This window comes from Allomuricauda sp. CP2A (genome assembly GCF_001683915.1).
Classification (GTDB): Bacteria; Bacteroidota; Bacteroidia; order Flavobacteriales; family Flavobacteriaceae; genus Flagellimonas.
The window spans coordinates 1-24,476 of sequence record NZ_LXTT01000012.1; the positions used below are offsets into that span (position 1 = coordinate 1).

The 24,476-nt window shown below is 42.8% G+C and carries 27 protein-coding genes and 1 pseudogene; 14 read left to right on the plus strand and 14 right to left on the minus strand.

From position 1 onward, the window contains the following. Positions 1-206 (minus strand): annotated as a pseudogene (locus tag A7D14_RS00935) (proline dehydrogenase); the annotation flags it as partial. A gap of 91 nt (positions 207-297) precedes the next feature. On the opposite strand from A7D14_RS00935, the gene aroB reads away from it, so the two are divergent. Together aroB and A7D14_RS00945 are read left to right on the plus strand one after the other, a co-directional pair. After that, on the plus strand, positions 298-1,356 hold the full coding sequence (gene aroB, locus A7D14_RS00940; RefSeq protein ID WP_067029008.1) for a 3-dehydroquinate synthase: 1,059 nt from the start codon (positions 298-300) through the stop codon (positions 1,354-1,356). A 95-nt stretch (positions 1,357-1,451) separates the two neighbouring features. Continuing rightward, positions 1,452-1,796 (plus strand): hypothetical protein, encoded by a 345-nt coding sequence (locus A7D14_RS00945; protein WP_067029010.1) that lies wholly within the window; start codon positions 1,452-1,454, stop codon positions 1,794-1,796. Between the two features lie 9 nt (positions 1,797-1,805). On the opposite strand, the gene A7D14_RS00950 is transcribed toward A7D14_RS00945, so the two are convergent. From A7D14_RS00950 to A7D14_RS00960, 3 genes are all read right to left on the minus strand, one after another. After that, positions 1,806-2,321 carry a DinB family protein gene (locus tag A7D14_RS00950; protein ID WP_067029012.1) on the minus strand — a complete coding sequence of 172 codons (516 nt, stop codon included), beginning with the start codon at positions 2,319-2,321 and terminating at the stop codon, positions 1,806-1,808. Between the two features lie 17 nt (positions 2,322-2,338). Next, positions 2,339-2,818 carry an Lrp/AsnC family transcriptional regulator gene (locus tag A7D14_RS00955; protein WP_036384670.1) on the minus strand — a complete coding sequence of 160 codons (480 nt, stop codon included), beginning with the start codon at positions 2,816-2,818 and terminating at the stop codon, positions 2,339-2,341. Between the two features lie 100 nt (positions 2,819-2,918). Further along, complete coding sequence (locus A7D14_RS00960; RefSeq protein ID WP_067029014.1) at positions 2,919-4,025, minus strand: M14 metallopeptidase family protein; 1,107 nt, start codon at positions 4,023-4,025, stop codon at positions 2,919-2,921. A gap of 285 nt (positions 4,026-4,310) precedes the next feature. Here A7D14_RS00960 and A7D14_RS00965 point away from each other — a divergent pair, with 285 nt between their 5' ends. Both A7D14_RS00965 and A7D14_RS00970 read left to right on the plus strand, forming a co-directional pair. Next, entirely contained in the window at positions 4,311-4,733 is a 423-nt protein-coding gene (locus tag A7D14_RS00965; protein WP_067029016.1) for a helix-turn-helix transcriptional regulator, read from the plus strand. Positions 4,734-4,765: 32 nt separating this feature from the next. Then, positions 4,766-5,143 carry a DNA topoisomerase IV gene (locus A7D14_RS00970; protein ID WP_067029018.1) on the plus strand — a complete coding sequence of 126 codons (378 nt, stop codon included), beginning with the start codon at positions 4,766-4,768 and terminating at the stop codon, positions 5,141-5,143. Positions 5,144-5,308: 165 nt separating this feature from the next. Here A7D14_RS00970 and A7D14_RS00975 read toward each other — a convergent pair whose 3' ends face one another. The 7 genes from A7D14_RS00975 to A7D14_RS01000 form a co-directional block, all read right to left on the minus strand. Next, entirely contained in the window at positions 5,309-6,265 is a 957-nt protein-coding gene (locus A7D14_RS00975; RefSeq protein ID WP_067029020.1) for a sterol desaturase family protein, read from the minus strand. Positions 6,266-6,335: 70 nt separating this feature from the next. Next, entirely contained in the window at positions 6,336-8,963 is a 2,628-nt protein-coding gene (locus A7D14_RS00980) for a DNA gyrase/topoisomerase IV subunit A (RefSeq protein WP_067029022.1), read from the minus strand. A gap of 25 nt (positions 8,964-8,988) precedes the next feature. Next, entirely contained in the window at positions 8,989-10,848 is a 1,860-nt protein-coding gene (locus A7D14_RS00985; RefSeq protein ID WP_067029024.1) for a DNA topoisomerase IV subunit B, read from the minus strand. 103 nt (positions 10,849-10,951) lie between these two features. Continuing rightward, positions 10,952-11,854 carry a DMT family transporter gene (locus tag A7D14_RS00990; RefSeq protein WP_067029026.1) on the minus strand — a complete coding sequence of 301 codons (903 nt, stop codon included), beginning with the start codon at positions 11,852-11,854 and terminating at the stop codon, positions 10,952-10,954. Between the two features lie 67 nt (positions 11,855-11,921). Next, entirely contained in the window at positions 11,922-13,016 is a 1,095-nt protein-coding gene (gene ychF / locus A7D14_RS00995) for a redox-regulated ATPase YchF (RefSeq protein WP_067029027.1), read from the minus strand. Positions 13,017-13,104: 88 nt separating this feature from the next. Beyond that, on the minus strand, positions 13,105-13,230 hold the full coding sequence (locus A7D14_RS20315) for a hypothetical protein (protein WP_255307361.1): 126 nt from the start codon (positions 13,228-13,230) through the stop codon (positions 13,105-13,107). A gap of 49 nt (positions 13,231-13,279) precedes the next feature. Next, positions 13,280-13,633 carry a 4Fe-4S dicluster domain-containing protein gene (locus A7D14_RS01000; RefSeq protein WP_067029029.1) on the minus strand — a complete coding sequence of 118 codons (354 nt, stop codon included), beginning with the start codon at positions 13,631-13,633 and terminating at the stop codon, positions 13,280-13,282. An 85-nt stretch (positions 13,634-13,718) separates the two neighbouring features. Between A7D14_RS01000 and A7D14_RS01005 the strand changes: the two genes are divergently transcribed. The 8 genes from A7D14_RS01005 (at position 13,719) to A7D14_RS01040 (ending at position 21,345) form a co-directional block, all read left to right on the plus strand. Beyond that, complete coding sequence (locus A7D14_RS01005; protein WP_067029031.1) at positions 13,719-14,765, plus strand: acyl-CoA reductase; 1,047 nt, start codon at positions 13,719-13,721, stop codon at positions 14,763-14,765. 72 nt (positions 14,766-14,837) lie between these two features. Continuing rightward, complete coding sequence (serC, locus tag A7D14_RS01010; RefSeq protein ID WP_067029033.1) at positions 14,838-15,902, plus strand: 3-phosphoserine/phosphohydroxythreonine transaminase; 1,065 nt, start codon at positions 14,838-14,840, stop codon at positions 15,900-15,902. Positions 15,903-15,905: 3 nt separating this feature from the next. Further along, positions 15,906-16,859 carry a D-2-hydroxyacid dehydrogenase gene (locus A7D14_RS01015; protein WP_067029035.1) on the plus strand — a complete coding sequence of 318 codons (954 nt, stop codon included), beginning with the start codon at positions 15,906-15,908 and terminating at the stop codon, positions 16,857-16,859. Positions 16,860-16,936: 77 nt separating this feature from the next. Then, positions 16,937-17,578, plus strand: a complete 642-nt coding sequence (locus tag A7D14_RS01020; protein WP_067029037.1) for a DUF937 domain-containing protein — start codon at positions 16,937-16,939, stop codon at positions 17,576-17,578. A gap of 68 nt (positions 17,579-17,646) precedes the next feature. Beyond that, positions 17,647-18,093, plus strand: a complete 447-nt coding sequence (locus A7D14_RS01025; protein ID WP_067029039.1) for a DUF6146 family protein — start codon at positions 17,647-17,649, stop codon at positions 18,091-18,093. Between the two features lie 32 nt (positions 18,094-18,125). Next, entirely contained in the window at positions 18,126-18,641 is a 516-nt protein-coding gene (locus A7D14_RS01030; RefSeq protein WP_067029041.1) for a DUF6787 family protein, read from the plus strand. Between the two features lie 54 nt (positions 18,642-18,695). After that, entirely contained in the window at positions 18,696-19,034 is a 339-nt protein-coding gene (locus A7D14_RS01035) for a hypothetical protein (protein WP_067029043.1), read from the plus strand. Between the two features lie 43 nt (positions 19,035-19,077). Continuing rightward, positions 19,078-21,345, plus strand: coding sequence for a TonB-dependent receptor (locus A7D14_RS01040; protein ID WP_067029045.1), 2,268 nt, complete (start codon positions 19,078-19,080; stop codon positions 21,343-21,345). Positions 21,346-21,375: 30 nt separating this feature from the next. On the opposite strand, the gene A7D14_RS01045 is transcribed toward A7D14_RS01040, so the two are convergent. Genes A7D14_RS01045 through msrA form a run of 3 tightly spaced genes read right to left on the minus strand, consistent with a single transcriptional unit; the run spans position 21,376 to position 22,866 of the window. Then, positions 21,376-21,663 (minus strand): hypothetical protein, encoded by a 288-nt coding sequence (locus A7D14_RS01045; RefSeq protein WP_067029047.1) that lies wholly within the window; start codon positions 21,661-21,663, stop codon positions 21,376-21,378. Positions 21,664-21,703: 40 nt separating this feature from the next. Continuing rightward, entirely contained in the window at positions 21,704-22,303 is a 600-nt protein-coding gene (folE, locus tag A7D14_RS01050; RefSeq protein ID WP_067029050.1) for a GTP cyclohydrolase I FolE, read from the minus strand. Between the two features lie 2 nt (positions 22,304-22,305). Next, positions 22,306-22,866 (minus strand): peptide-methionine (S)-S-oxide reductase MsrA, encoded by a 561-nt coding sequence (gene msrA / locus A7D14_RS01055; RefSeq protein ID WP_067029052.1) that lies wholly within the window; start codon positions 22,864-22,866, stop codon positions 22,306-22,308. Between the two features lie 155 nt (positions 22,867-23,021). On the opposite strand from msrA, the gene A7D14_RS01060 reads away from it, so the two are divergent. Together A7D14_RS01060 and A7D14_RS01065 are read left to right on the plus strand one after the other, a co-directional pair. Beyond that, positions 23,022-23,684, plus strand: coding sequence for an ABC transporter ATP-binding protein (locus A7D14_RS01060; protein ID WP_067029054.1), 663 nt, complete (start codon positions 23,022-23,024; stop codon positions 23,682-23,684). Between the two features lie 5 nt (positions 23,685-23,689). After that, positions 23,690-24,454: a TIGR02757 family protein gene (locus A7D14_RS01065; protein WP_067029056.1), complete on the plus strand. Its 765-nt coding sequence runs from the start codon at positions 23,690-23,692 to the stop codon at positions 24,452-24,454. Positions 24,455-24,476: the final 22 nt, after the last annotated feature.

Below are 24,476 nucleotides of genomic sequence, written 5' to 3' on the forward strand. Positions count from 1 at the left end.
ACCCCGCCACAAAAATGGTCAAAGACCGTTGCCCGGATCAATCCCTCCACGGGTAAATGGGCCTTAATGGCAAAATTGGTCACCGCAGTTCCAATACGCACCAGGGGTTCATTGGCTATCAGTTTAAACAGGAAATAAGCCCGCTCTAACTGGGAGTCGGTTTTTAGCTCAAATGCTATTGCAGTATTCTCAAAATTTGGTCGCATTATTAGAAATCCGTTAAAGATCCAAATATAAGTACCTATTCCATAACCATATCTATAAAAATAATCTTTATTTAGCGGTGTAATTTGAATTATGGAGTCTATAATATCACAATCTTACGAGGTTCATTTTGGCGAGCTGGCCAAAGCTGCTCTAAAACAGCATATTGCAAAAAGTGGCTATTCCAAAGTGTTTGTTTTGGTGGATGGGAACACCAAAAAACACTGCCTTCCTTTTTTTAAGAAAGAAATCTTGGAACATCCCATTGATTCAATTTTTGAGATTGAATCTGGAGAGGAAAACAAAAACATAGGCACCTGCATGAAGGTTTGGGAGTGGTTGTCCAATGTTGACGGTGACCGAAAAAGCCTTTTGATCAATCTTGGTGGTGGTGTGCTTACCGATTTGGGTGGGTTTGTGGCCTCCACGTTTAAGCGCGGTATAGACTTCATCAATATTCCCACTACCCTCCTCTCCATGGTAGATGCATCGGTGGGTGGAAAAACCGGGGTGGATTTGGGCGTATTGAAGAACCAAATCGGTGTAATCAATCAACCTGTAATGGTATTGGTTTTTACTGAATTTTTACAGACGCTTGAACCTAGACAGCGGATAAGTGGATATGCTGAAATGCTAAAGCATGGGCTTATTGCAGATAGCGACTACTGGAAACAACTCAAGGATAAGGGAGACTTTACAGATGTGATGAAGATTCAAGAATCCATTGCCATAAAGAATAATGTGGTCCTGCAGGATCCCACGGAAAAAGGACTGCGAAAAATTTTAAACTTTGGCCATACCCTGGGCCATGCCATAGAATCGTATTGTTTGGAGAACCCGGAGAAAAAAACATTGCTCCACGGTGAGGCCATTGCTATTGGAATGATTCTGGAGGCATATCTCTCCCATGAGCTTAAGGGCTTGCCAAAATTGTCGTTGGAAGAAATCAAGGAAACCTTTTTGCACTATTTTCCATCAGTGGATTTGGATGACAATGATGTGGACTCTATCCTAAAGCTGCTAAAGTTTGACAAGAAAAACACCCACGGGGACATAAATTTTGTGCTACTGCAATCTATCGGGGAAGCCGCCTCGGATATAAAGGTTCCAGAGGAACTTTTCCAAAAAGCATTTGCATACTACAGGGAATAAGCGCTTCATATACTATTTTTTTACGTTTACAACTCTTTGAATAGTACCTATTTAAAAAGTTTTAGCTTCAGGCAGGAATTTAAACCTATCTCATTATGAAACGTATTTTGATAGACTACAAAAAGCTGGACCACAGTGTTGCAGCTGTTTTGATCGATTCCTACCCGGATGGGTATGGCGATGACGACATCATCACCCTTAAAAAACCAAATGGCGAAATTATTGAGGCTGTTGAAGTGAAAACGGAGGACACCATCTATTTGGTGAAGATCAGTAAGAGCCTTTCCAATTTCATTGCCAATTTTGAGGAGACCATCGAAAGGGAACTCGACAAAAATTTGGAAAAGGAAGCTGTATTGGATGCCGATGTAAAGGCCTACAATGATTCAGATTTTGAAGCTGACCCGGATGCAGAACCTGAAAACGAAAGCCTATACTAGAAAATTACACTACAAATACCGTTCCCTGATAATTTTCACATGATGGGCTTGATGCCCAGATATGATGAACCCCAGTGCCCGTACACTCATGCGGGAACCACTGGATACCCCTATTCGTTTTAAAACATCTTCATCAAAAGAATTGAACAGGCACAGCGTGGACTCTCGGATGGCCTTGTATTCCTGCATCAGATCATCCGTGGTTCTAGCAGCGGCATTGGATTGGGGAACATATTCATCTTGATCAAAACCGGGCAAGGCCGTTTTGTCATTCCGTGCAAAGCACAAAGCTCGGTACTGAAAAACGCGTTCCGCATCCAAAATATGCAACAGCAGCTCGGCCAAGGTCCATTTGCCCTCAGCATAGGCATACCCCAACTTACTTTTAGGAATTTCTTCCAAAAGTGCTAAAAATTCATCCCTTCCCCTATTCAATTCTTGAATCAGGCCAACATCGCCCAAAGCCAAGATGTAGGTGTGGTAAAAGGGATTGTATTCAGAAGTTGGTAGCTCTGAACGCAACATATTCTATGGAAATAGGATTAAAGCTCGTTGAAAATGGTGTGCATCAACCGCTTTTTATCGTTGATGCTTTCTTCCAATGAAATCATGGTCTCGGTCCTGCTGATGCCATCAATATCATCTATCTTAAAAATGATGTTTTTGGCATGAGTGGTATCCCTGGCGCGAATCTTACAGAAAATATTGAATTTTCCCGTGGTGATATGGGCCACCGTCACATATGGAATCTGATTTAGACGCTCCAACACAAATTTGGTCTGGTGCGTTTTTTCCAAGAAAATGCCCACATAAGCGATGAAAGAATAGCCCAATTTCACATAATCCAATGTGAGGGAGGAACCTTTAATGATTCCGGATTCTTCCATTTTCTTTACCCTAACATGGACCGTACCAGCGGAAATCAACAATTTCTTGGCTATGTCGGTGAAAGGTGTGCGGGTATTATCAATCAACATATCCAATATCTGGTGGTCGATTTCGTCTAGTTTTACTTTGTTCATTACATTGAAATTTTCAGCAAAATTAGTTAATTAAAGAAATTTACGTAATAAAAATGCCCCTTTTTTAAATAAAACGCAAGGACTAAATGAAAATAGTTAGTTAATCTTCAGCATGAAGGACCAAATCCAGTATTTCTGTCTGGGAAGAAATAAGGTCAAAATCCTTGGAATCAGCACATTCAAAGGTCTGATGCCCAAAAAAGCCTTCAAGATTTCCAATATCGATAATTTCGGGTTTTAACCGAATGGCATTATTGCCCAATACTTCCTTGAACCGGATTCCTATTGCATTTCCCGCAGTGAGGTTGGGGTTTATGATCTCTGGACTTTTGACCAAAACATCATAGAACAGCTTCGCATTTGCAGGAATGTTGAAGTAATCGCCGGTGCTATACTTTCCAAGGGCATCATTGGCTATCGTTCTCAAGGCTTCTATTAGGGCCAGAAAAATGTATTCCCGTGTCCGTTCCCTTTCATAATCCTTTGGATAATGGCCTGCTTCAAAGAGCACGGTGGGAACCCCCAGCTTTTGAAAGGTATCGCCCACGCAATTGTCATTAAAGCCATCATCGTATCGGCCAACTTGACCTGGAATCAACTTTTGAAGCATGGCATCCATGGCAACTATGAGTTTCATGGCTATAGCCCGGGTGGGTGTTATTTCCCGCTCAGCATTGCTGGAAGGCGACAAAAAGGACACCGTTGCAGGCTTTTCCACCCGACCTGCACTGAAAAGGGTACGCTGGCCATGGAGGTTGAAGCAATAATCCGGTTTAAAATCGTCAAACAGTTTCCGCAGTGCAATGCTTTCGGGTTGGGTCAGCTGTTTGGCATCCCTGTTCAAATCAACTTGATTGGCGTTCACCCGGGTGTAGGCCTCTGCTCCATCAGGATTAAGTATGGGAACTACCATGATGGTACAATTGTCCAAAATGGTTTGAACCAATACATCATCGGAACGCAGAAAATTTACCATATCCCAAACTGCCTTTGTGGTGGTGGATTCATTCCCATGCATTTGGGACCACATTAAAATACGTTTACCACCTGTGCCCAACTCAAAAGATCGGATTGGGGTCTTATGTACAGATTGTCCTATTTCCTTTATGGATGTAGAAGGGAGTGCAGCAAAACATTTTTGCAACATGGCATTGGTAATGTATCTGTTCTGGATGGAAGCTTCCTTATATAGGGAATGGTCTATCATTTATAGTGATTCAATTTACGACCACAAATGTAAACTTTGATTTGGTTACAAATGTATCACCTAAAAATAAAACATATGTCACATTTGTATACAGAAGGATCTGGGCACTAACGGGACTCGTGACATTTGTGTTGATAATAATATGCTTAAAACCTATATCGCACATAAACAGTATTATACTAACTCTTATTTATAGTATTTGTTTACATCTATTGGTGATTTGGAATATATTTTTTGCTGATGCTGATACTAATGATTAACTTTAAATCACATTAATTTACATTTGTGAACAAAGGAATTGCAATACGGATTAAAACCGTTATAGATCATTACGGTCTTAGCGTTTCGGCCTTTGCTGATACCATTGGCGTACAACGATCAAGTATTTCCCATTTGCTCAATGGTAGAAATAAACCCAGTTTGGACTTTGTGCTGAAATTGGTTGACTCCTATCCAGAGGTTGATTTGTATTGGCTGCTTCAAGGAAAAGGCACGTTTCCTGCAGAAGAATCCGAAGAAATTCAATCGGCAGAAACAAAAAATGCCCCCACCCTTGCTTTTACTGATATCCCGGACAAACCAGATGTGCGGGAAGAACAATCCAAAACTCCAAGATCAAGACATCAAATTAAGGATCATGAGCCCGTAAAAATTGTCTTTTTTTATTCCGATGGAACATTTACCACATTCAGTTCAAAAAATGATTGACCCGTTAGGCTTCTTTCCGTTACTTTGCTGTTATGGCAAAACAAATTCTTTTAGGCGCTATTTTGGGTCTGCTTGTTTCATGTAAACAACCTCCAAAACGTAACTGTACTGATTTTAAGACTGGCGAATTTTCATTTACCACCATTGTGGACGGTGAGGAAAAGAAAACTACGTTTCATAGAACTTTGGACACCGAAGTTGATTATTTTGAAGGAAAACGCGACACGTCCTCTGTACGCTGGATCAATGACTGTGAATACGTGTTGAAGAACAAAAACCCCAAAAATAAGTCGGAAGAGAAATCCATCCACATAAAAATATTGACCACAACAGATTCTTCGTATACTTTTGAATACAGCGCCATTGGCGACAAACGAAAATTTAAAGGAACTGCACACAAAATAGACTGACCCTGTTTTAAATCTTCACAAGTCCCAATGCCTAATGGCATTATGAGTCTTATGACGGGCGGGAAGTGAAAAGTCACTTTCTCATTCCTGGTGGAATTTGACCTTAGAATGGAAAAGAATCAACAGAAAGGGCAAGAAGAAGTTTTGTGGGTGCACTGACCTACGTCAATTGGGTCTTTGGTAAATCAGTTCAGGGTGTGAGTCCTTATATTCTTTAAAGAGCTTTTGTTGCTGTCTCACCGTCATGGTGCTTCCGTCATGGCTCCATCCTGGAGGGCCAAAAATGTACATCAGCTTATGGGATAGTTTATCCACTTTTTTTACATCGTTCCAAATGTCCTTGAACTCGTGCGTAAGGATAACCATGGGGTTATAGGAATTTGGAGCGTGTATCACACCGTATTTTACATCAATATCATCATCCAATTCTTTCCATGTCCCGAACATTTTATCAAAAATATTGAGGAACCCACCGTGGTTCTTGTCCAAATACTCCACATTTTGGGCGTGGTGCACTTGGTGCATGGTGTGCGTATTGAAAATCTTTTCCAAGAAGCCCAATTTGGGAACGTATTGGGAATGCAACTGGAATTGCCACAAGGCTTCAATCCCCAAACAGACCACAACCATTTCTGGAGGAAAGCCTATGACCACCATCCAGGCGTAAAAGAAAGGCTTGTATAAAATGGTGAACCATCCGTTACGGATAGCGGTCCCTAGATTAAAATTGTCTGATGAATGGTGCACAATATGGGCGGCCCAAAGAATTCGGATTTCATGGTTGGCCCTATGGAACCAATAGTAGGTAAAATCATCCGCCAACTGGCAAAGCAACCAAATGTACCAAGCGTATCCGAAGGATTGGTACCCCAAAAAGTTTTGCCTGACACCGTTCACCATGGGATTACATAGCTCATACAAGGTTTCAAAAAAGACAATGGCGAAGGCCACCTTGAACAATGGGCCCAAAATGGCGGACCCAATTCCCATAAAACCGCTTGCGGCCAAATCCTTCCATTCATAGAGATGGTCATCTCCATGTGCCTTGCTGTATGTAAGTTCAAATAATATAAAGGCAATGAAAACTGGTACGCCGTATACCAACGGGTTGGTAAAATCCATAAAAATGTATTAAGCTATGTGGTTTTGGTGTGTGTCTAACTCGATTGTGACAAAATAGGCAGAAAAAGCATTAAAACAAAGAGGTTTGGTCAGAACCTTCATCTTTTGATTCTATATCAGTATTGGGAACATCTATGCTCTCCTCATCTATCACTTCCATTTCTTCTGCTGATTGTTCTTCGGGTTCCTCAAAGGGCAAGGACTCCAATCTATTAATATTTTTCACTTTGTCCGTAGTCAGTTGATTTCCAATAGCCTTGATGCCCTTCACGCTGATAAAATCTTCAACGTCCACTTCTTGATTGGGCTTGGCTTCCTTACCACGTGGCTTTATAAATTCAATTTCTATTACGGGGCGCCAATCTGTTGACACCAGTTCTAAAAATGACTTTGGGTGTTCCGAAATCACCAATTCCTCTTTATTGGGGGTTTCCACCAAAAAGCGTTTTAGGTAATAGCGTTCTTTCTCTCCTTCATAATGCACCACGGAAATGGGTTTCTTCGGGTTCCATTTTTCCAGTACGATCATATCCTCATTGAAACGGGTCAATAAATCCGGCGCGATGGTCTTAACAATCCCTTTTTGGTCGATCACCAAGAGAAGGTCATCTCCTTTGAACTCTCCCAACAATTCCCCCCTTCCATCTACATTGAGTCTGTTCACCACATCATCAAACCAAATTTTTCTGGGTTTTAATGTGGAAACACCTTTTTCCTTGAGTTCAATGCGCTTAACCGCATATTTTGTGACCAAGTTCCCTTTGGATGCCCTGCCCTTGATCAAGACATCGGCAAAATCCAGGTCCCATTTTAATTTTTTGATGCTTCCGGACTGGCGCAACATTACCGTCACCACTTCGGCCTCACCGTTGGGGTTGGCCGAAAAATAGAGTACTTCTGCGGAAGCCTTGTCCCCTGCCAAAGGATAGATTTTGTCCCGTGTAATGCTGGTCACATTAAATCGTTTGATGTAGCTGGGGCCTCCCTTGCCATCCTTGTAAATCATATTGTAAACGGTACGCTTGTCCTTTTTCTTGAACACTGCTACGTGGATAATGCCCTTACCAATAAAAACCTTGGAATCCACCTTGGTCACCATCATCTCCCCTTTTTGGGTGAACACAATAATGTCGTCAATATCGCTGCAATCGGTAACGTACTCATCTCTTTTGAGTGAGGTTCCAATAAAGCCCTCATCCCGGTTCACATAGAGCTTTGTGTTTCTGATGACCACCTTGGTGGCCTCAATATCATCAAAAATCCGTATCTCGGATTTCCGTTCCCGACCTGCACCATATTTCTTCTTGAGTTCCTTGAAATAATCAATGGCAAACTCTACCAAATGGGCCAAATGGTGCTTGGTCTGGGCAATTCGTTCATCCAGACTTTCAATGAGTTGCTGCGCCTTTTCTAAATCGAATTTTGAAATCCGCTTGATGCGTATTTCCGTCAGGCGGACAATGTCTTCTTCGGTTACGGCCCTTTTTAGATTTTTGGTGTGGGGCTTTAACCCCTTGTCGATGGCGGCGATGACACCCTCCCAGGTTTCCTCTTCCTCAATATCACGGTAGATTCTGTTCTCAATAAAGATGCGCTCCAGCGAGGCAAAATGCCATTGCTCCTCCAGTTCACTTAATTGAATCTCCAATTCGGCCTTCAGCAATTCCACCGTATTGTCCGTGGAACGCTCCAACATTTCCTTGATGCCAATGAACAAGGGCTTGTTGTCCTCAATAATACAGCCCAATGGTGAAATGGACGATTCGCAGGCCGTAAAAGCATAGAGAGCATCAATGGTTTTATCTGGTGAGATACCACTGGGCAAATGCACCAGAATCTCCACTTCCGCTGCTGTATTGTCCTCTATTTTTTTGATTTTGATTTTGCCTTTATCGTTGGCCTTAAGAATGGAATCGATTAAAGAAGAGGTGTTGGTGCCGTAGGGTATCTCATTGATTACCAATGTATTTTTGTCCAAAGTTGAAATTTTGGCCCTAACCCGTACCTTTCCGCCCCGCATCCCATCATTATAATTGGTGACATCAATGATTCCAGCAGTGGGGAAATCGGGATAAAGCTTAAAACGCTGCCCTTTCAAATGCTTGATGGAAGCATCTATCAATTCAATGAAATTGTGTGGGAGTATTTTAGTGGACAATCCTACCGCAATTCCCTCTGCCCCTTGGGCCAACAGTAATGGAAACTTTACCGGTAAATTTACGGGCTCCTTTTTTCTTCCATCGTAGGATAACTGCCATTCGGTGATCTTGGGGCTGAAGACCACTTCCAAAGCAAATTTGGAAAGTCGGGCCTCAATATATCGGGGTGCTGCGGCACCATCACCGGTTAAAATATTTCCCCAGTTTCCCTGCGTATCAATGAGTAGCTCCTTTTGCCCAATCTGGACCATGGCATCGGCAATACTGGCGTCACCGTGGGGATGGTACTGCATGGTATGCCCCACCACGTTGGCCACTTTGTTGTACCTGCCATCATCCAATTCCTTGAGCGCATGCATGATCCTGCGCTGCACGGGTTTGAATCCATCTTCAATAGCGGGAACGGCCCGCTCCAAAATCACATACGAAGCGTAGTCCAAAAACCAATCCTTGTACATCCCCGTAACCTTTACCAAGCTATCTTGGGAGTTGTCTTGGTTTTCCAAACCTTCATCATTCAGTTCTTCGTTCTCTTCCATTTAGAAGGGCGTGCATTTAATAGGTTTATAGTTGGTTTTCCTCAACTAGATCAAGTTCAACTTTAAGGTTATTTATGATAAATTCTTGTCGGTCTGGGGTATTTTTCCCCATATAGAACTGCAACAGACTATCTATGCTCATGGCCTTGTCCAGCATCACGGGCTCCAATCGGATATCGTCCCCGATAAAATGTTTGAACTCATCCGGAGAAATTTCACCCAACCCTTTAAATCGGGTAATCTCTGGCTTTCCGGTCAATTTTTCAATGGCATTTCTCTTTTCTTCATCACTATAGCAATAAATGGTCTCCTTTTTATTGCGCACCCTAAAAAGTGGGGTTTGAAGGATATACAAATGATTTTCCTTGATCAATTCAGGGAAAAACTGAAGAAAGAAAGTGATCAACAGCAACCGGATGTGCATTCCATCCACATCGGCATCGGTGGCGATCACAATGTTATTGTACCGTAGATCTTCCATGGATTCCTCTATGTTCAACGCCGCTTGAAGCAAATTGAACTCCTCGTTCTCATACACGATTTTTTTGGACATTCCGTAGGAATTCAATGGCTTGCCCCGTAAACTGAAGACGGCCTGTGTGTTTACATCCCGGGATTTGGTAATGGATCCGGATGCCGAATCCCCTTCAGTGATGAAAAGGGTGGTCTCTAACCTACGGTCATTCTTCATGTCCTGTAAATGGACACGGCAATCCCGTAATTTTTTATTGTGAAGGCTGGCTTTTTTGGCCCGTTCCCTGGCCAGTTTTCGGATACCTGAAAGTTCTTTTCGTTCTTTTTCAGCTTGGGCAATCTTCCGTTGAAGTGCATCTGCCGTTGTTGGATTTTTGTGCAGATAATTGTCCAATTGGGTGCCCACAAAATCATTGATATAGGTGCGCACCGTGGGCAACTTTCCTCCCATGTCCGTAGAACCCAATTTGGTTTTGGTCTGGCTCTCAAAGACGGGCTCCATTACTTTAATTGAGATGGCGGAAATGATTGACTTTCTTACATCTGAAGCATCATAGTTTTTTCCGTAGAAGTCACGGATGGTCTTTACAATGGCTTCCCGGAAGGCGGATTGATGTGTACCTCCCTGGGTGGTATGCTGTCCGTTCACGAACGAATGGTACTCTTCGCTGTATTGGGTTTTGCTGTGGGTCATGGCCACCTCAATATCATCTCCTTTTAAATGGATGATGGGATATAGAAAATCCTCCTCATTGTTGTTGTCTTCCAACAAATCCTTCAATCCATTTTCTGAATGGAATTTCTCCCCATTAAAGACAATGGTAAGTCCCGGATTGAGGTAGACGTAATTTTTGAGCATGCGTTCCACATACTCACTTCTATATTTATATTTTTTGAAAATGGACTCGTCCGGTACGAAGCTGACCTTGGTGCCCCGTCGTCTGGAGGACTCTTCCAACAGTTCTTCATTGACCAAGTTTCCGGTCTCAAATTCTGCGGATTTGGATTGCCCATCCCGATTGGATTCGACCCGAAAATAAGAGGACAAGGCATTAACGGCCTTGGTTCCCACCCCGTTCAATCCTACGGATTTCTTGAAGGCGCGGGTATCGTACTTACCCCCGGTGTTCATTTTGGAGACCACATCCACCACTTTTCCCAAGGGTATGCCCCGACCAAAATCACGAACTTGGACCGTGTCGTCCTTTATATTGATCTCAATGGTCTTCCCGGCACCCATGACAAACTCATCAATACAGTTGTCAATGACTTCCTTCAGAAGAATGTAAATACCATCGTCTGCGGAGGAACCATCGCCCAATTTTCCAATGTACATTCCTGGGCGCATACGAATATGCTCCTTCCAATCCAGGGAACGAATGTTATCCTCGGTATACTGGGTTTGCGACATTAGTTAAGGGTTAATCCATGCAATATAAAATTTCGGAGCAAAAATAAAAGTATGCTGGGCAGAAAGTAATCAACAAAGAAAACACCTTGATTGTTAATATAAATCATCTCAGTGCCTTTCTTTTCCGGTTGAGTGAAAGATAAGTGACCCCGAAAATCACAATCAACATACCCAAAAGTTGCCAATAGGTAAGTTTTTCTGCCAAAAAAACATAGGCCAATAAAATGGTGGACACGGGCCCTAAACTGCCCAAAATTGAAAAATTGGAAGCGCCCAACCGCTTAATGGAAGCCGAAACCAAAAAAGAGGGAATCAAGGTGGCGAAAATGGCCATGGCCAAACCATACCCATAAACGGGCAACGGATAATTGAACAAGTCCCAATCTCCGGATAGCGTGTAATGTATGAGAATACAAAAGGTGGATACAATCATGGCGTAGCAGGTAAACCGAAGCACGCCAAACTTTGGGATCAACCAACCGCTTCCCACCAAATAGGACGCATAGGTAATGGCACTCAATAAAATTAAAACACCGCCCAACAGCACTTTATTTCCTGACAGTTCCAATTCGTTCCAAAAAGTAATCACTACGCCGATATAGGTAATGACAATGGCTATGGTTTGCACTTTTGTGATTTTTTCCCTGAAAAACAGCCACGACAAAAAGACCACAATGGTGGGATAGACGAACAAAATGATGCGTTCCAACCCAGCTTTGATGTAATTAAGGCCCAAAAAGTCAAAATAACTGGCCAAATAGTAGCCCACAAAACCAAAAGCGAGCAACCACAGGTAATCTTTGGTTTTTATTCCCAAAGTAGACCTCTTTTTTCGGATGATAAACAGGATGAGGGTATAAAAGGGAAGGGAGAAAAACATCCGGAACATGAGCAGGTCCAAAGTGTCCACCTGATATTGATAGGCCAGTTTTACCATGACCGCTTTTGAGGAGAACAGCACTACCCCCAATATCCCATACAGAATTCCCAAGCCTTTTGTTGACATGGGACAAAACTACTTCAAGGTGTAATCAAAAAAATTCGGGAAGCGATGGGATTACAATGCCCAAGCATTAGACATTAAACCTAAAATGCATGACATCACCATCTTTAACGATGTATTCCTTGCCTTCTACCCGCATTCGGCCAGCTTCCTTTACTTTGGCCTCGCTACCATATTTTACGTAGTCATCATACGAAATGACCTCGGCACGGATAAATCCTTTTTCAAAATCGGTGTGGATGACCCCAGCCGCTTGCGGAGCAGTGGCCCCAACAGGAATGGTCCAAGCGCGCACTTCTTTAACCCCCGCGGTAAAATAGGTTTCCAAATCCAGCAATTTGTAAGCACCACGAATCAATTTGGCGGATCCGGGTTCTGACAGTCCCAAATCCTCCAAAAACAGCTGACGCTCTTCATACGTTTCCAATTCGGTGATATCGGCTTCGGTGCCCACCGCCAAAAAGATGACCTCCGCATTTTCATTGGCCACGGCCTTTCTTACTTCTTCCACATACGCGTTGCCCGTAGCTGCCGCTTCTTCATCCACATTACAGACATACATTACGGGTTTGTCGGTGATTAGTTGCATGGGCTTAACGTACTCTGCCCTATCATCATCACTGAATTGTATAGCGCGTACTGATGTTCCCGACTCCAAGCCTTCTTTTAAAGTAGTAAGCACGGCTTCTTCCTTTTGAGCTTCTTTATTTCCGGTTTTGGCGGCACGTTTTACTTTGTCGAGTTTCTTTTCAACGCTTTCCAAATCTTTTAGCTGAAGTTCCATATCGATGGTCTCCTTATCCCGAATAGGATCTACAGAGCCATCCACATGCACAATATTGTCATTGTCAAAACAACGCAACACATGAAGAATGGCATCGGTTTCCCGAATGTTGCCCAAAAACTGGTTGCCAAGCCCCTCCCCTTTGCTGGCTCCTTTTACCAAGCCGGCAATATCAACAATTTCAACCGTAGCGGGAACCACGCGCTCTGGATTCACCAGCTCCTCCAGTTTTTCCAAACGGGCATCCGGTACGTTCACCACCCCAATATTGGGTTCAATGGTGCAAAATGGGAAGTTGGCACTCTGCGCCTTGGCGTTGGACAGACAGTTGAACAGGGTCGATTTTCCTACATTGGGCAATCCTACAATACCGGCTTTCATTGGCTTTTTAGATATGAGATTTTAGATTTCAGATGATGGACATCTGATTTAAGGCTGCAAATATAAGTTGAAGTTTTGTTTTGGGAACCTAATACCCTTGAATCAAAAGATAGAACCCAATAATAAAAACGGCCGCAATGCCCAAAATGGCCAAAAGGGAGAGAATACAGCCCAGCTGTTTCCAAAATCCGTTGTATGCTTTTTGTTTTTTCATAAAAAACCCCGAACCAAGTCCGGGGCTAAAATATCGAATTTTTTATTCCTTATCCGTCTGGGTGCATAAACTTCTGTTTGCCCAAAAGGACTTCTTCGCTCTCCACGTGATCTTCGTCCGGGACGCAACAATCCACGGGGCAAACCGCAGCACATTGGGGTTCTTCATGGAATCCCATGCATTCCGTACATTTATCTGGAGAAATATAATAGATTTCATCGCTAATGGGCTCTTGGGCCTCATCTGCATTTACAGCCTTCCCGCTGGGCAACACTACATCGCCCGTCAAGGAAGTACCATCACTATATCTCCATTCGTCCGCTCCTTCATAAATTGCAGTGTTGGGGCATTCTGGCTCACACGCACCACAGTTTATACATTCGTCAGTTATGATAATCGCCATAATTTTCTTTTTCTATTGTGCCGAATTATATCAGCATGCTTACTTTTGGCAAAAATAAACCCTACCAAATTAGTATACAAATATAATGACCGTACATCTCCCAATATTGGAAGCTTTTGTTAAACTTGGAAAATATCTAACGGATTTTTGTGAATATTCTTATTCTGAACCCTCTGGAAAGCATTCCGATTTTGAGACTGCCATCACCAAAGCAAAACACCAAAATGGTTGGTTTACTAGGGAAAACATCTTGTTTGCACTCAAGCAGTGGTCGGATTTATTGACTGAGGACAACCTAAAACAATGGCTATCCGAGTACAATCTTGAAAATGGACAATCCCACAAAAAAATCGGGATAGTAATGGCCGGAAACATTCCCATGGTGGGCTTCCATGATTTTTTGTGCGTTTTGTTGTCTGGGAACAAGGTATTGGCCAAACTTTCTTCCAATGACAAGGTATTGTTGCCCTTTCTTGCGGAATATTTAATGGAACAAGAACCCTTGCTTTCCGAAAGGATAACATTTACGGAAGGCCGACTTGAAGGTTTTGACGCCGTAATTGCAACAGGAAGCAACAATACCAGTCGCTATTTTGAATATTATTTTGGGAAGAAACCCAACATTATCCGAAAAAATAGAAACTCCGTAGCGGTTCTTACCGGAAATGAATCCCAAGAGGAACTTAAGGCCCTTGGTGATGATATTTTCAGATATTTTGGATTGGGTTGTCGGAATGTTTCCAAAATATTTGTGCCCACCAATTATGATTTCAATCTGTTTTTCAATGCGATTTTTGAGCATGGGGCCATTATCCATCAACATAAATACGCCAATAATTACGATTATAACAAGGCGGTGTATTTAATGAGCAATTTTAAAATTAAGGACAACGGTTTTTTGATTTTGAAGGAAGATGAAAGCTTTGCCTCGCCCATCGCCACTCTTTTTTATTCCCATTATGAATCCGAAGAAAAATTAAGGAACCATCTTACGGATAATGAGGAGCAAATCCAGTGTGTGGTTTCAAACCGGGGAAGTCTTGGAGATGTTCCTTTTGGAGGGACCCAAATGCCCAAATTGCATGATTATGCTGATGGTGTGGACACTATGGAATTTCTACTCCAACTATAGTGACAACCTATTGGTTTGAATGGTTTTTAGATCCAAGTTTTTTTAAGACCTTTATCGGCTCAAACCCAACAAATGAAAAAGCACAATTTTAGCGCAGGACCCTGTATTTTACCCAAAGAGGTCATGCAAAAAGCCTCCGAAGCCGTTTTGGAACTGGATGGTATAGGTCTATCTCTCATAGAAATCTCACACCGAAGCAAGGAATTTGTGGCCATTATGGAGAAAGCCCGTTCCCTTGCCCTGGAACTTCTGGGATTGGAAGGAAAAGGATATCAGGCCCTCTTTCTGCAGGGAGGTGCCAGTATGCAGTTTTTGATGGCCGCTTACAATCTTTTGGAGAAAAAAGCAGGATATGTGAACACTGGAACATGGAGCCAAAAAGCAATCAAAGAGGCCCGTTTGTTCGGTGAGATCGTGGAAGTGGCTTCGTCCCAGGAGCAAAACTTTAACCATATCCCAAAGGGTTATAAAATACCTTCGGATTTGGATTACCTGCACCTTACCTCCAACAACACCATATTTGGAACGCAGATCAAGGAATTCCCTAAGACCAATGTGCCTTTGGTGTGCGATATGAGCTCGGATATTTTCTCAAGACAGCTCGATTTTTCCCAATTTGACCTGATCTATGCCGGAGCCCAAAAGAATATGGGACCAGCCGGAACCACATTGGTCGTGGTCAAGGAGGATATTTTGGGCAAGGTTTCCCGAAAGATCCCATCCATGTTGGATTATTCCGTTCATGTGAGCAAGGAGAGTATGTTCAATACCCCTCCGGTTTTTGCGGTGTATGTTTCCATGCTCACCCTACAATGGTTGAAAGACCTTGGCGGAATTTCGGCCATTGAGGAAATCAACGAACGGAAGGCAAACCTTATCTATTCTGAGATTGAATTGAATCCGGTGTTCTCCGGTTTTGCGGCCAAGGAAGACCGTTCCATCATGAACGCCACCTTCAACATAACCGATGATGCCCTCAAAGATACCTTTGATGAAATGTGCAAGGAAGCCGGCATCAGTGGCATCAATGGCCACCGATCCGTTGGAGGATATCGTGCATCCATGTACAACGCATTGCCCATGGAAAGTGTTGGGGTTTTGGTGGATATTATGAGCGAATTGGAGAAAAAAGGATAATTAATGGGGAAGGTTTTAGCAAATGATGAAATTGCACAATCCGGCATCGATGCATTGGAAAAGGCTGGCATTGAGGTGATCACCACTCGGGTGGCCCAAGAACAGTTGGCCAATTTCATCAACAAAAATAACATTGATGCACTGTTGGTAAGAAGCGCCACGGAAGTCCATAAACCCTTGATTGATGCCTGTCCTCAACTAAAGTTGATAGGTCGTGGTGGGATTGGTATGGACAATATTGATGTGGATTACGCCAAATCCAAGGGGATCCATGTGATCAACACCCCTGAAGCATCCGCGGAATCCGTAGCGGAACTGGTTTTTGCCCATTTGCTGACAGCTGTTCGCTTTTTGCACAATGCCAACCGGGATATGCCCTTGGAAGGCGACAGTAAGTTCAAACAGTTAAAAAAGAGCTATGCCAATGGAACCGAACTACGAGGAAAAACTTTGGGCATCATAGGCTTTGGCACTATTGGAAAAGCCACCACAAAAATAGCTTTGGCCTTGGGTATGAAAGTGCTGTTCACGGATCACCATACGCAAAAAGAAACAGTGAAGGTTTCATTTTTTGATGGACAATCGGTAGAATTTAATCTGGAGAACAGTGATTTAAAAACCGTACTTGAAGATTCTGACTTTGTGAGTTTGCATGTCCCTGCCCAAAATGGTTATGTAATTGGCAAGAAGGAATTGGCATTGATGAAACAAGGGGCTGGAATCATCAACACCTCTCGCGGAGGGATTTTGGACGAAGTGGCCTTGGTGGATGCCTTGGAAAACAACAAAATTTCCTTTGCAGGCTTGGACGTCTATGAATCAGAGCCGCAACCAGAAATTAAAATACTGATGCATCCCAAAATATCGCTTTCACCCCATATTGGCGCTTCAACAGTGGAAGCCCAGGAACGTATTGGTTTGGAATTGGCCACGCAGGTTATTAAACTGCTAAAATAGCTGCCTTTTCATCTCCAAATAGCACATTACGGACTACTTTTTTGTACATTGTCCTTCTAACCTTAACACAAAAGAAAATGTCTGGATTAATGGATTTACTCAATAGCCCCATGGGCAGGCAATTGGTCAGTGGCGTATCCAATCAAACTGGGGAGCCCGAAAACAAAACAGCCGAAGTTTTGGGTATGGCCATGCCCCTTTTAATGGGGGCCATGAAGAAAAATGCCTCAACTCCCGGAGGGGCACAAGGATTGATGAACGCACTATCATCCAAACACGATGGTAGTATTTTGAACGACCTTGGAGGCCTTTTTGGTGGTGGTGTAGACCAGTCCGTAATGGATGACGGTGCAGGGATATTGGGCCATGTTTTTGGTTCCAAACAGCCCCAAGTGGAAAATGCACTCAGCAGCAAATCAGGGATAGATGCGGGTACCATTTCACAGATTCTTAAAATTGCAGCTCCTATTATTTTGGGGTACCTGGGGAAACAGACCCGTCAGCAAAATGTAAGCAGCCCGGAAGGCCTCAATGGTTTGTTGGGTGGACTTATGGGCGGAGGAAGAACAGCTAACAAACAACAATCCTTGATTGAAACCTTTTTGGATTCTGATGGGGACGGCAGCGTAATCGACGACCTGGCCGGAATGGTATTAAATGGGGGAAGTAAGAAAAAAAGTGGTCTGGGCGGTATGCTCGGCGGACTTTTTGGAAAATAGAAACTGTCTTAACGTTATTTAACAAGGCCATTTGAATTTACAAATGGCTTTTTTTGTATCTTAAGTTTATGAAAAAGAGAATTTTACCATTACTGTTGATTTTTGCTTTGTTGCTCTCCTGTACCGCTCAAAAGGAAGCCTTGGACATTTCAAATGAGGAAAAGGCTGTTTTTAGTTCAAAGGAAGAGCATGAAGTGGAGATCAAGGATGATGAGACTGAATATGAGATCATCATCATTGAACCTGGATTTTACACCTGGCTGAACAGTATTGCCAGACCGGAAGGGTATTATTCCCAAAGTTTTTTGGAAAACAGGAATGCCATTATGGTCATCAATTGGAACCAACGTGTGATGCAACCTCTCCGCTATAATCCCAATCTATATGAAATGCAGATCAACTATGATCAAAATATAGATTATGGATATGAAGTGAATTATAAACTCTACAATTATTTCATTTATTTTCAGCGAAAATATAATCAACGCTTGGGTCCTTTTATCCCTAGGATTTAATAGCTTAATTTTGCATCGGAACATTTAAGCCGATGGAGAACATTAAAAAACGCTGGGAAATTTCCAAGAACTGGCAATTGCTGTATCCAACTCTTGGTGTTGTGTTGGTTATGATTACCTCATATATCATTGCCCGAAGAGTATTGCATCTATTTGGACTCAACAACACCATTTGGGAATGGATTCTTATTTCAATGGTCGGTATCGTCCTCTATTTTTTGCTTATTCGCTTTTTTATATGGTGCTTTCAAAAATTGGAGAATAGATGGAAGGTCACCTATAAATGGGAAATGATAGCCATTTTCATTGTTTTTGCCATTACAGGAAGTTTGGCGGGGAAACTTGCCGGGCCTTTTACCGAATGGATTGGTTTGGGAAGAAATAATGTCAATGGTTTTCTGTATTGGACCGCTCGTATTCTCCTGATTTTTCCAATTTACCAAGTTATCCTAATTCTGATTGGATGGCTGTTCGGACAGTTCCAATTCTTTTGGGATTTTGAAAAAAAGATGCTCAAACGCATGGGGCTGGGCTTTCTTATCCCATAGTTTAGGGTTTTCTTAACACAAGAAATCAGAAGAGCTGACCTATCTTTGAATCGGATGACCTCGTTTCTCAACAAACGCATTGCCATTTATGTATCCCTCGTACTCACGATAGGGATACTGACCCCCTCTGCGATAAAACTCGCCCACGCCATACATGGGCACGCCCAAGAAAAGAAATGCGTTTCACATGGTGACCAGCACATCCATGATGCCGATTTTCACTGTGATTTCCATGATTTCGCTTTGGCATCAAAGGTTTTCTTTACATCTTCATTTATCTACACCCTTGTGGAAGCTCCAGAGTTTGGGCAGCCACAGACCTTTTTTGTCTACCATTTTAAATCCCATAAAAAGGAATATCAAGCCCTGAGAGGGCCCCCACAAGTTTCATAATTGATACCAGGTTAGAACATTCTAATAACTTATTATTTATCAAATGAAACAATTTTATATTTCAATGCTTTTGGCATTGATTCCCCTATTTATACAAGCACAAAATACCGTAAGCGGAACAATAACTGATTCAGAAAATGGTCAATCCCTTGAGCAGGTCTCAGTCTATATCCCCCAATTGGAAAAAGGAACTGTCACAGATGCCAATGGGGATTATACCTTAAAAGACCTTCCGGAGGGCACCTACAAATTGGTCGTTTCCTATTTAGGGTATGAAACCTATTCCACTTCATTGGTCATTAATTCTGGAAATAATGCCTTCAGCTACGCCATGGTTCCTTCTGCCATCGAAATTGATGAGGTGGTCCTCTCTACTCCATTCCATAAATTACAACGAGAGAATGTAATGAAGGTGGAACAAAAATCCATTGCAGAACTAAAAAGCAATGGTGCCATGACCTTGGCCGATGGTATTTCCAATATTGCCGGTGTATCCTCTGTGTCCACTGGGGTGGGTATTGGCAAACCAGTAATTCGTGGACTCAGTTTTAACCGGGTTCTGGTCTACACCCAGGGAGTCCGTTTGGAAAATCAACAATTTGGTGGCGAACATGGTTTAGGTGTCAATGATGCCGGTATCGCCAGCGTGGAGGTCATTAAAGGCCCTGCTTCGCTATTATATGGTTCCGATGCTTTGGGTGGGGTCCTCTATTTAAACCCTGAGGGTTTTGCATTGCCCGGTGAAACTTCTGGAGATGTAAACCTGAATTATTTTACCAATACGTTGGGATATGGTGCCAATGCAGGGGTAAAAACGTCTGGGGAAAAGTTCAAGTTTTTGGCCCGGGGCGCTTATGCTTCCAATGCTGACTATGAAACCGGGGATGGTACAGGGGTCACCAATTCCCGATTCAATGAAGCTGATTTAAAAACAGGAATGGCGTACCAAGCCAGCAGGTTTAAGACCGAGCTTCGATACAATTATAACTTTTCTAATTTGGGAATTCCTGAAGAAATTGGGATTCAGGACAATCAAAGGGAGCCTTTATTGCCCAATCAAGAGATTGCTACTCATATCCTAAGCTCTAAAACCAATTTTTTCTTTAAAAAATCCAGTTTGGAGGCCACTTTTGGATACATCTTCAATGACCGGAAGGAGTTTGAGGAACACCACCATGAGGAAGAAGGCGAGGAACATGAAGGGGAAGAAGAACACGCGGAGGAAGAGGAAGGCCCATCATTGGATATGGACCTGAGCACATTTAGCTACAATCTTCAATACAATCCACAATGGGGCAGCATGACCACCATTTTTGGGGTTCAAGGGATGCACCAGAAAAATGAGAATTTTGGGGAAGAGGTATTGATTCCCAATGCCATCACCAATGATTTTGGGATATTGGCCACCTCGCATGTGCATTTCAACAAGAGTGATTTGCAATTTGGATTGCGGTACGACCTAAGATCAATCAATGGCGAAGCAAGCGGCATTGATGGGGATGAGGAATTTATTCCTGCCTTGGATAAAAATTTCAACAGTTTTAATGCAGCCGTTGGGTATAGAGCGGATGTAACGGACAATATTTTATTTCGATTGAACTTGGCTACAGGGTTTCGAGCACCGAATTTATCTGAACTCACGTCAAACGGTCATCACAGTGGTGCCAACCGGGTTGAAATTGGAAATCCTGATTTGGACAGTGAAAGAAATTATCAGATTGATTTAGCTCTGGAATATGGAAATCAACACATTGAAATGTATGCCAACACTTTTTACAATAATGTGAGTGATTACATTTACCTACAGCCCACTGGCGAGTTTAGGGAGGGAGATCCCATTTACATTTTCGAGCAGCAGGATGCCAAATTGTATGGGGGCGAGTTTGGATTCCACTTGCATCCCCACCCCTTGGATTGGTTGCATCTTGAGAGCAGTTTTGATATGGTTTTTGGTGAATTGGAGAATAAGACAGACCTTCCATTGATTCCCGCCAATCGGTGGACGAATACCCTTCGGGTGGAATGGAATACAGCCAAAGGCACCAAATCCAAGAGTTATGCTTTTGCCACGGTACAATCCCATTTTGACCAAAATAGAGTAGCAACTTTTGAAACACCAACCTCTGGATATAGCCTGTTCAATATGGGATTTGGAGGGGAAGTAAAGATTTTTCAACAAAATGTGGGCTACAAAATCAGTGGCAACAACCTTTTTGACAAGACCTATATTTCGCACTTGTCGCGATTAAAGCCTGATGGCATTGCCAATATTGGAAGAAACATTGCCTTTAATCTGAGTATCGGATTGTAGGAAAATTTTAAGGGCAGCAGGTAATTCAATTTACTTGCTGCTCTTCTTTTTATTCAATACGTAAGTGTATATCCAAGTGAGTGTGAAAGTTGGGATAATGTCCATGCCCGGAATCAATTCTTCGGCAAAGGCAATTAATCCAGCGGCTTGCCCTACCCTGCCCTTGTAGAGACGGGTCATGAGCCATCCAGCGATAGGCGCCCAAATTACATCGGAGAACTCCCCTATTCCCGGAATCATGAAAGACAACATTCCTATGCCATCAAACAACAATCCCAAAAGGAGGTTTCGGTACTTCGGGTCTTTTTCTTCTGTCATTCAGGAAAATTAGGAAATCCGAATGAATTGGGAAAATCCCTTAGGATAAATCGGAACTGATAAGTTTTAAAAACTCGTTACGGGTCTCAATTTTTTCAAATTGCCCTCTAAAACCAGAGGTAGTGGTCACAGAGTTCTGCTTTTGAACGCCTCGCATCATCATGCACATGTGGGCAGCCTCAATCACAACCGCAACACCTTTGGGTTTTAAGGTTGAATTGATGCACTCCAAAATATCATGCGTCAACCGTTCCTGTACCTGTAACCTTCGGGCATAAACATCCACCACCCGGGGGATTTTGCTCAATCCCACAATATGTCCATTGGGAATATAGGCTATATGCGCCTTTCCAAAAAAGGGCAACATGTGGTGTTCGCAGAGCGAATACACCTCAATATCCTTAATGATCACCATATCGTCATAACTTTCCTCGAACATGGCGCCTTTCAGGATTTCCTCTGCATTCTGTTTGTACCCTTGGGTAAGGAACAGCATGGCCTTTGCGGCTCGTTCCGGGGTCTTTAAAAGGCCTTCGCGAGTCACATCTTCGCCAATATCGCCCACAATTTTGGAGAAGTGGTCCTTGACCTCATTGGTGATTTCAATATTGTATTCTTCGAGATTGCGGTATGGTGACATATCTAATTTGTGGTATTTAACTTCTTTGAAAAATAGGCGTTCAATTTCTTGATTTTCGGGTCAATGATAAACTGGCAATACGGTTGTTGCCGATGGTCATTGTAATAATTTTGATGCTCATCCTCCGCCACATAAAAAGGCTTTTCTTCGGAAATGGCCGTTACAACGGGCGACCCAAAGATGCGTTCTTTTTCCAAAAGTGCAATAAATTCTTCGGCCTGCTTTTTCTGTTGGGAAGTTGTATAAAAAATTTCACTTCGGTATTGGGTGCCCACATCATTCCCCTGACGGTTCAGTGTAGTGGGGTCATGGGTGGCAAAAAACACTTCCAACAGCTCAATATATGAGACTTTTGATGGGTCATACGTGATTTTTATGGCTTCGGCATGCCCGGTCCTTCCGGTACAGATTTCCCGGTACGCTGGATTTTTAATGGTACCTCCGGTATAACCCGAAAGTACTTCCTCTACCCCATTGAGCCGCTGAAAAACGGCTTCGGTACACCAAAAACAACCGCCAGCAAATACGGCGGTCTCTACAATTGAATTATTTTGTTTATCCATAAAGGTTCAAAGTTAAACAAAGTTTATGATTTTACCATCTGAATCATCTACTTATTCTTCACCAAATAGTCGTAAGACCATTGGAAAACTTATTTGAAAGACCCATCTTTGCCCACTCAACAGTAATCCGTATTTTCACAGCGAGAAGTATTTTCATGATAAAGGCCATAAATATCCAAAAAAGCTACGGAGACCTCAAAGTCCTGAAAGGGGTCGACCTAGAGATTAAAAAAGGGGAAGTAGTGTCCATTGTTGGGGCGTCTGGTGCGGGCAAGACCACTTTATTGCAGATTTTGGGCACCTTGGACTCGCCAACAAACCCAAGTGAGAGTAGCCTTTTCATCAACGATACCAATGTTACGGCCTTAAATGATAAAAACCTGGCCCGTTTTCGGAACGAGCATATTGGTTTTATTTTTCAATTTCACCAATTGTTGCCCGAGTTTACGGCTTTGGAGAATGTTTGTATTCCAGCCTTTATCAAAAAAACGCCCAAAGAAGAAGCAGAAAAACGGGCAAAGGAGCTACTGGATTTTTTGGGACTGAAAGACCGCTATCACCATAAACCCAATGCCTTGTCCGGTGGAGAACAGCAACGTGTGGCAGTGGCGCGATCCCTTATGAACAATCCATCAGTGGTCTTGGCCGATGAACCCAGTGGTAACTTGGATTCAGAAAGTGCGGATAATCTTCATAAGCTGTTCTTTAAACTGCGTGATGAATTTGGACAGACTTTTGTTCTTGTCACCCATAATCTTGAACTGGCCGACATGGCAGACCGGAAACTGACCATGGTGGACGGGCTTATCGTTTCCTGAAGAATATGACCCAAGCAGCACTGAAGGATTTTTTGGATGAAAAGGTGATGCAGTACAATCATCCAAGGTTTTTGGAGGATGACCCGCTACAGGTTCCACACAAATTTTCCAAAAAGGAAGACATTGAAATCAGTGGTTTTTTAACAGCGACCATTGCTTGGGGAAACCGAAAAAGCATTATCAATAATGCTTCCAAGTTGATGGGGCTTTTGGACAACGCTCCGCATGACTTTGTACTGAACCATTCAGAAGACGATTTGGAAAAACTTGCCCCCTTTGTCCACCGCACCTTCAATGGATTGGATTTGCACTATTTTCTGGTCAGTTTGAAAAATATCTATGAGAATCATGGTGGGTTGGAGTCGGTTTTCAGTAAACATCAAGAGGAAGAATCATTACAGCCTGCCATATCCAAGTTTAAGGAAGTGTTCTTTGAACTTCCCCACCTACCTCGGACCACAAAACACATTTCCGACCCCAACAAGGGTTCCGCAGCCAAGCGCATCAATATGTTTTTGCGTTGGATGGTGAGGGATAACAGCACCGGCGTTGATTTTGGACTATGGAAAGAATTGAAATCCGCCCAACTTTCCTGTCCCTTGGATGTGCATTCCGGCAATGTGGCCCGTAAACTAAAACTGCTGAAACGCAAGCAAAACGACGCCAAAGCCCTGTTGGAACTGGACAATAAACTGAGAAAACTTGACTCAACCGACCCGGTAAAATACGATTTTGCCCTATTTGGCCTAGGGGTGTTTGAAAAGTTTTAACTATTTATTAATCAGTAAATTA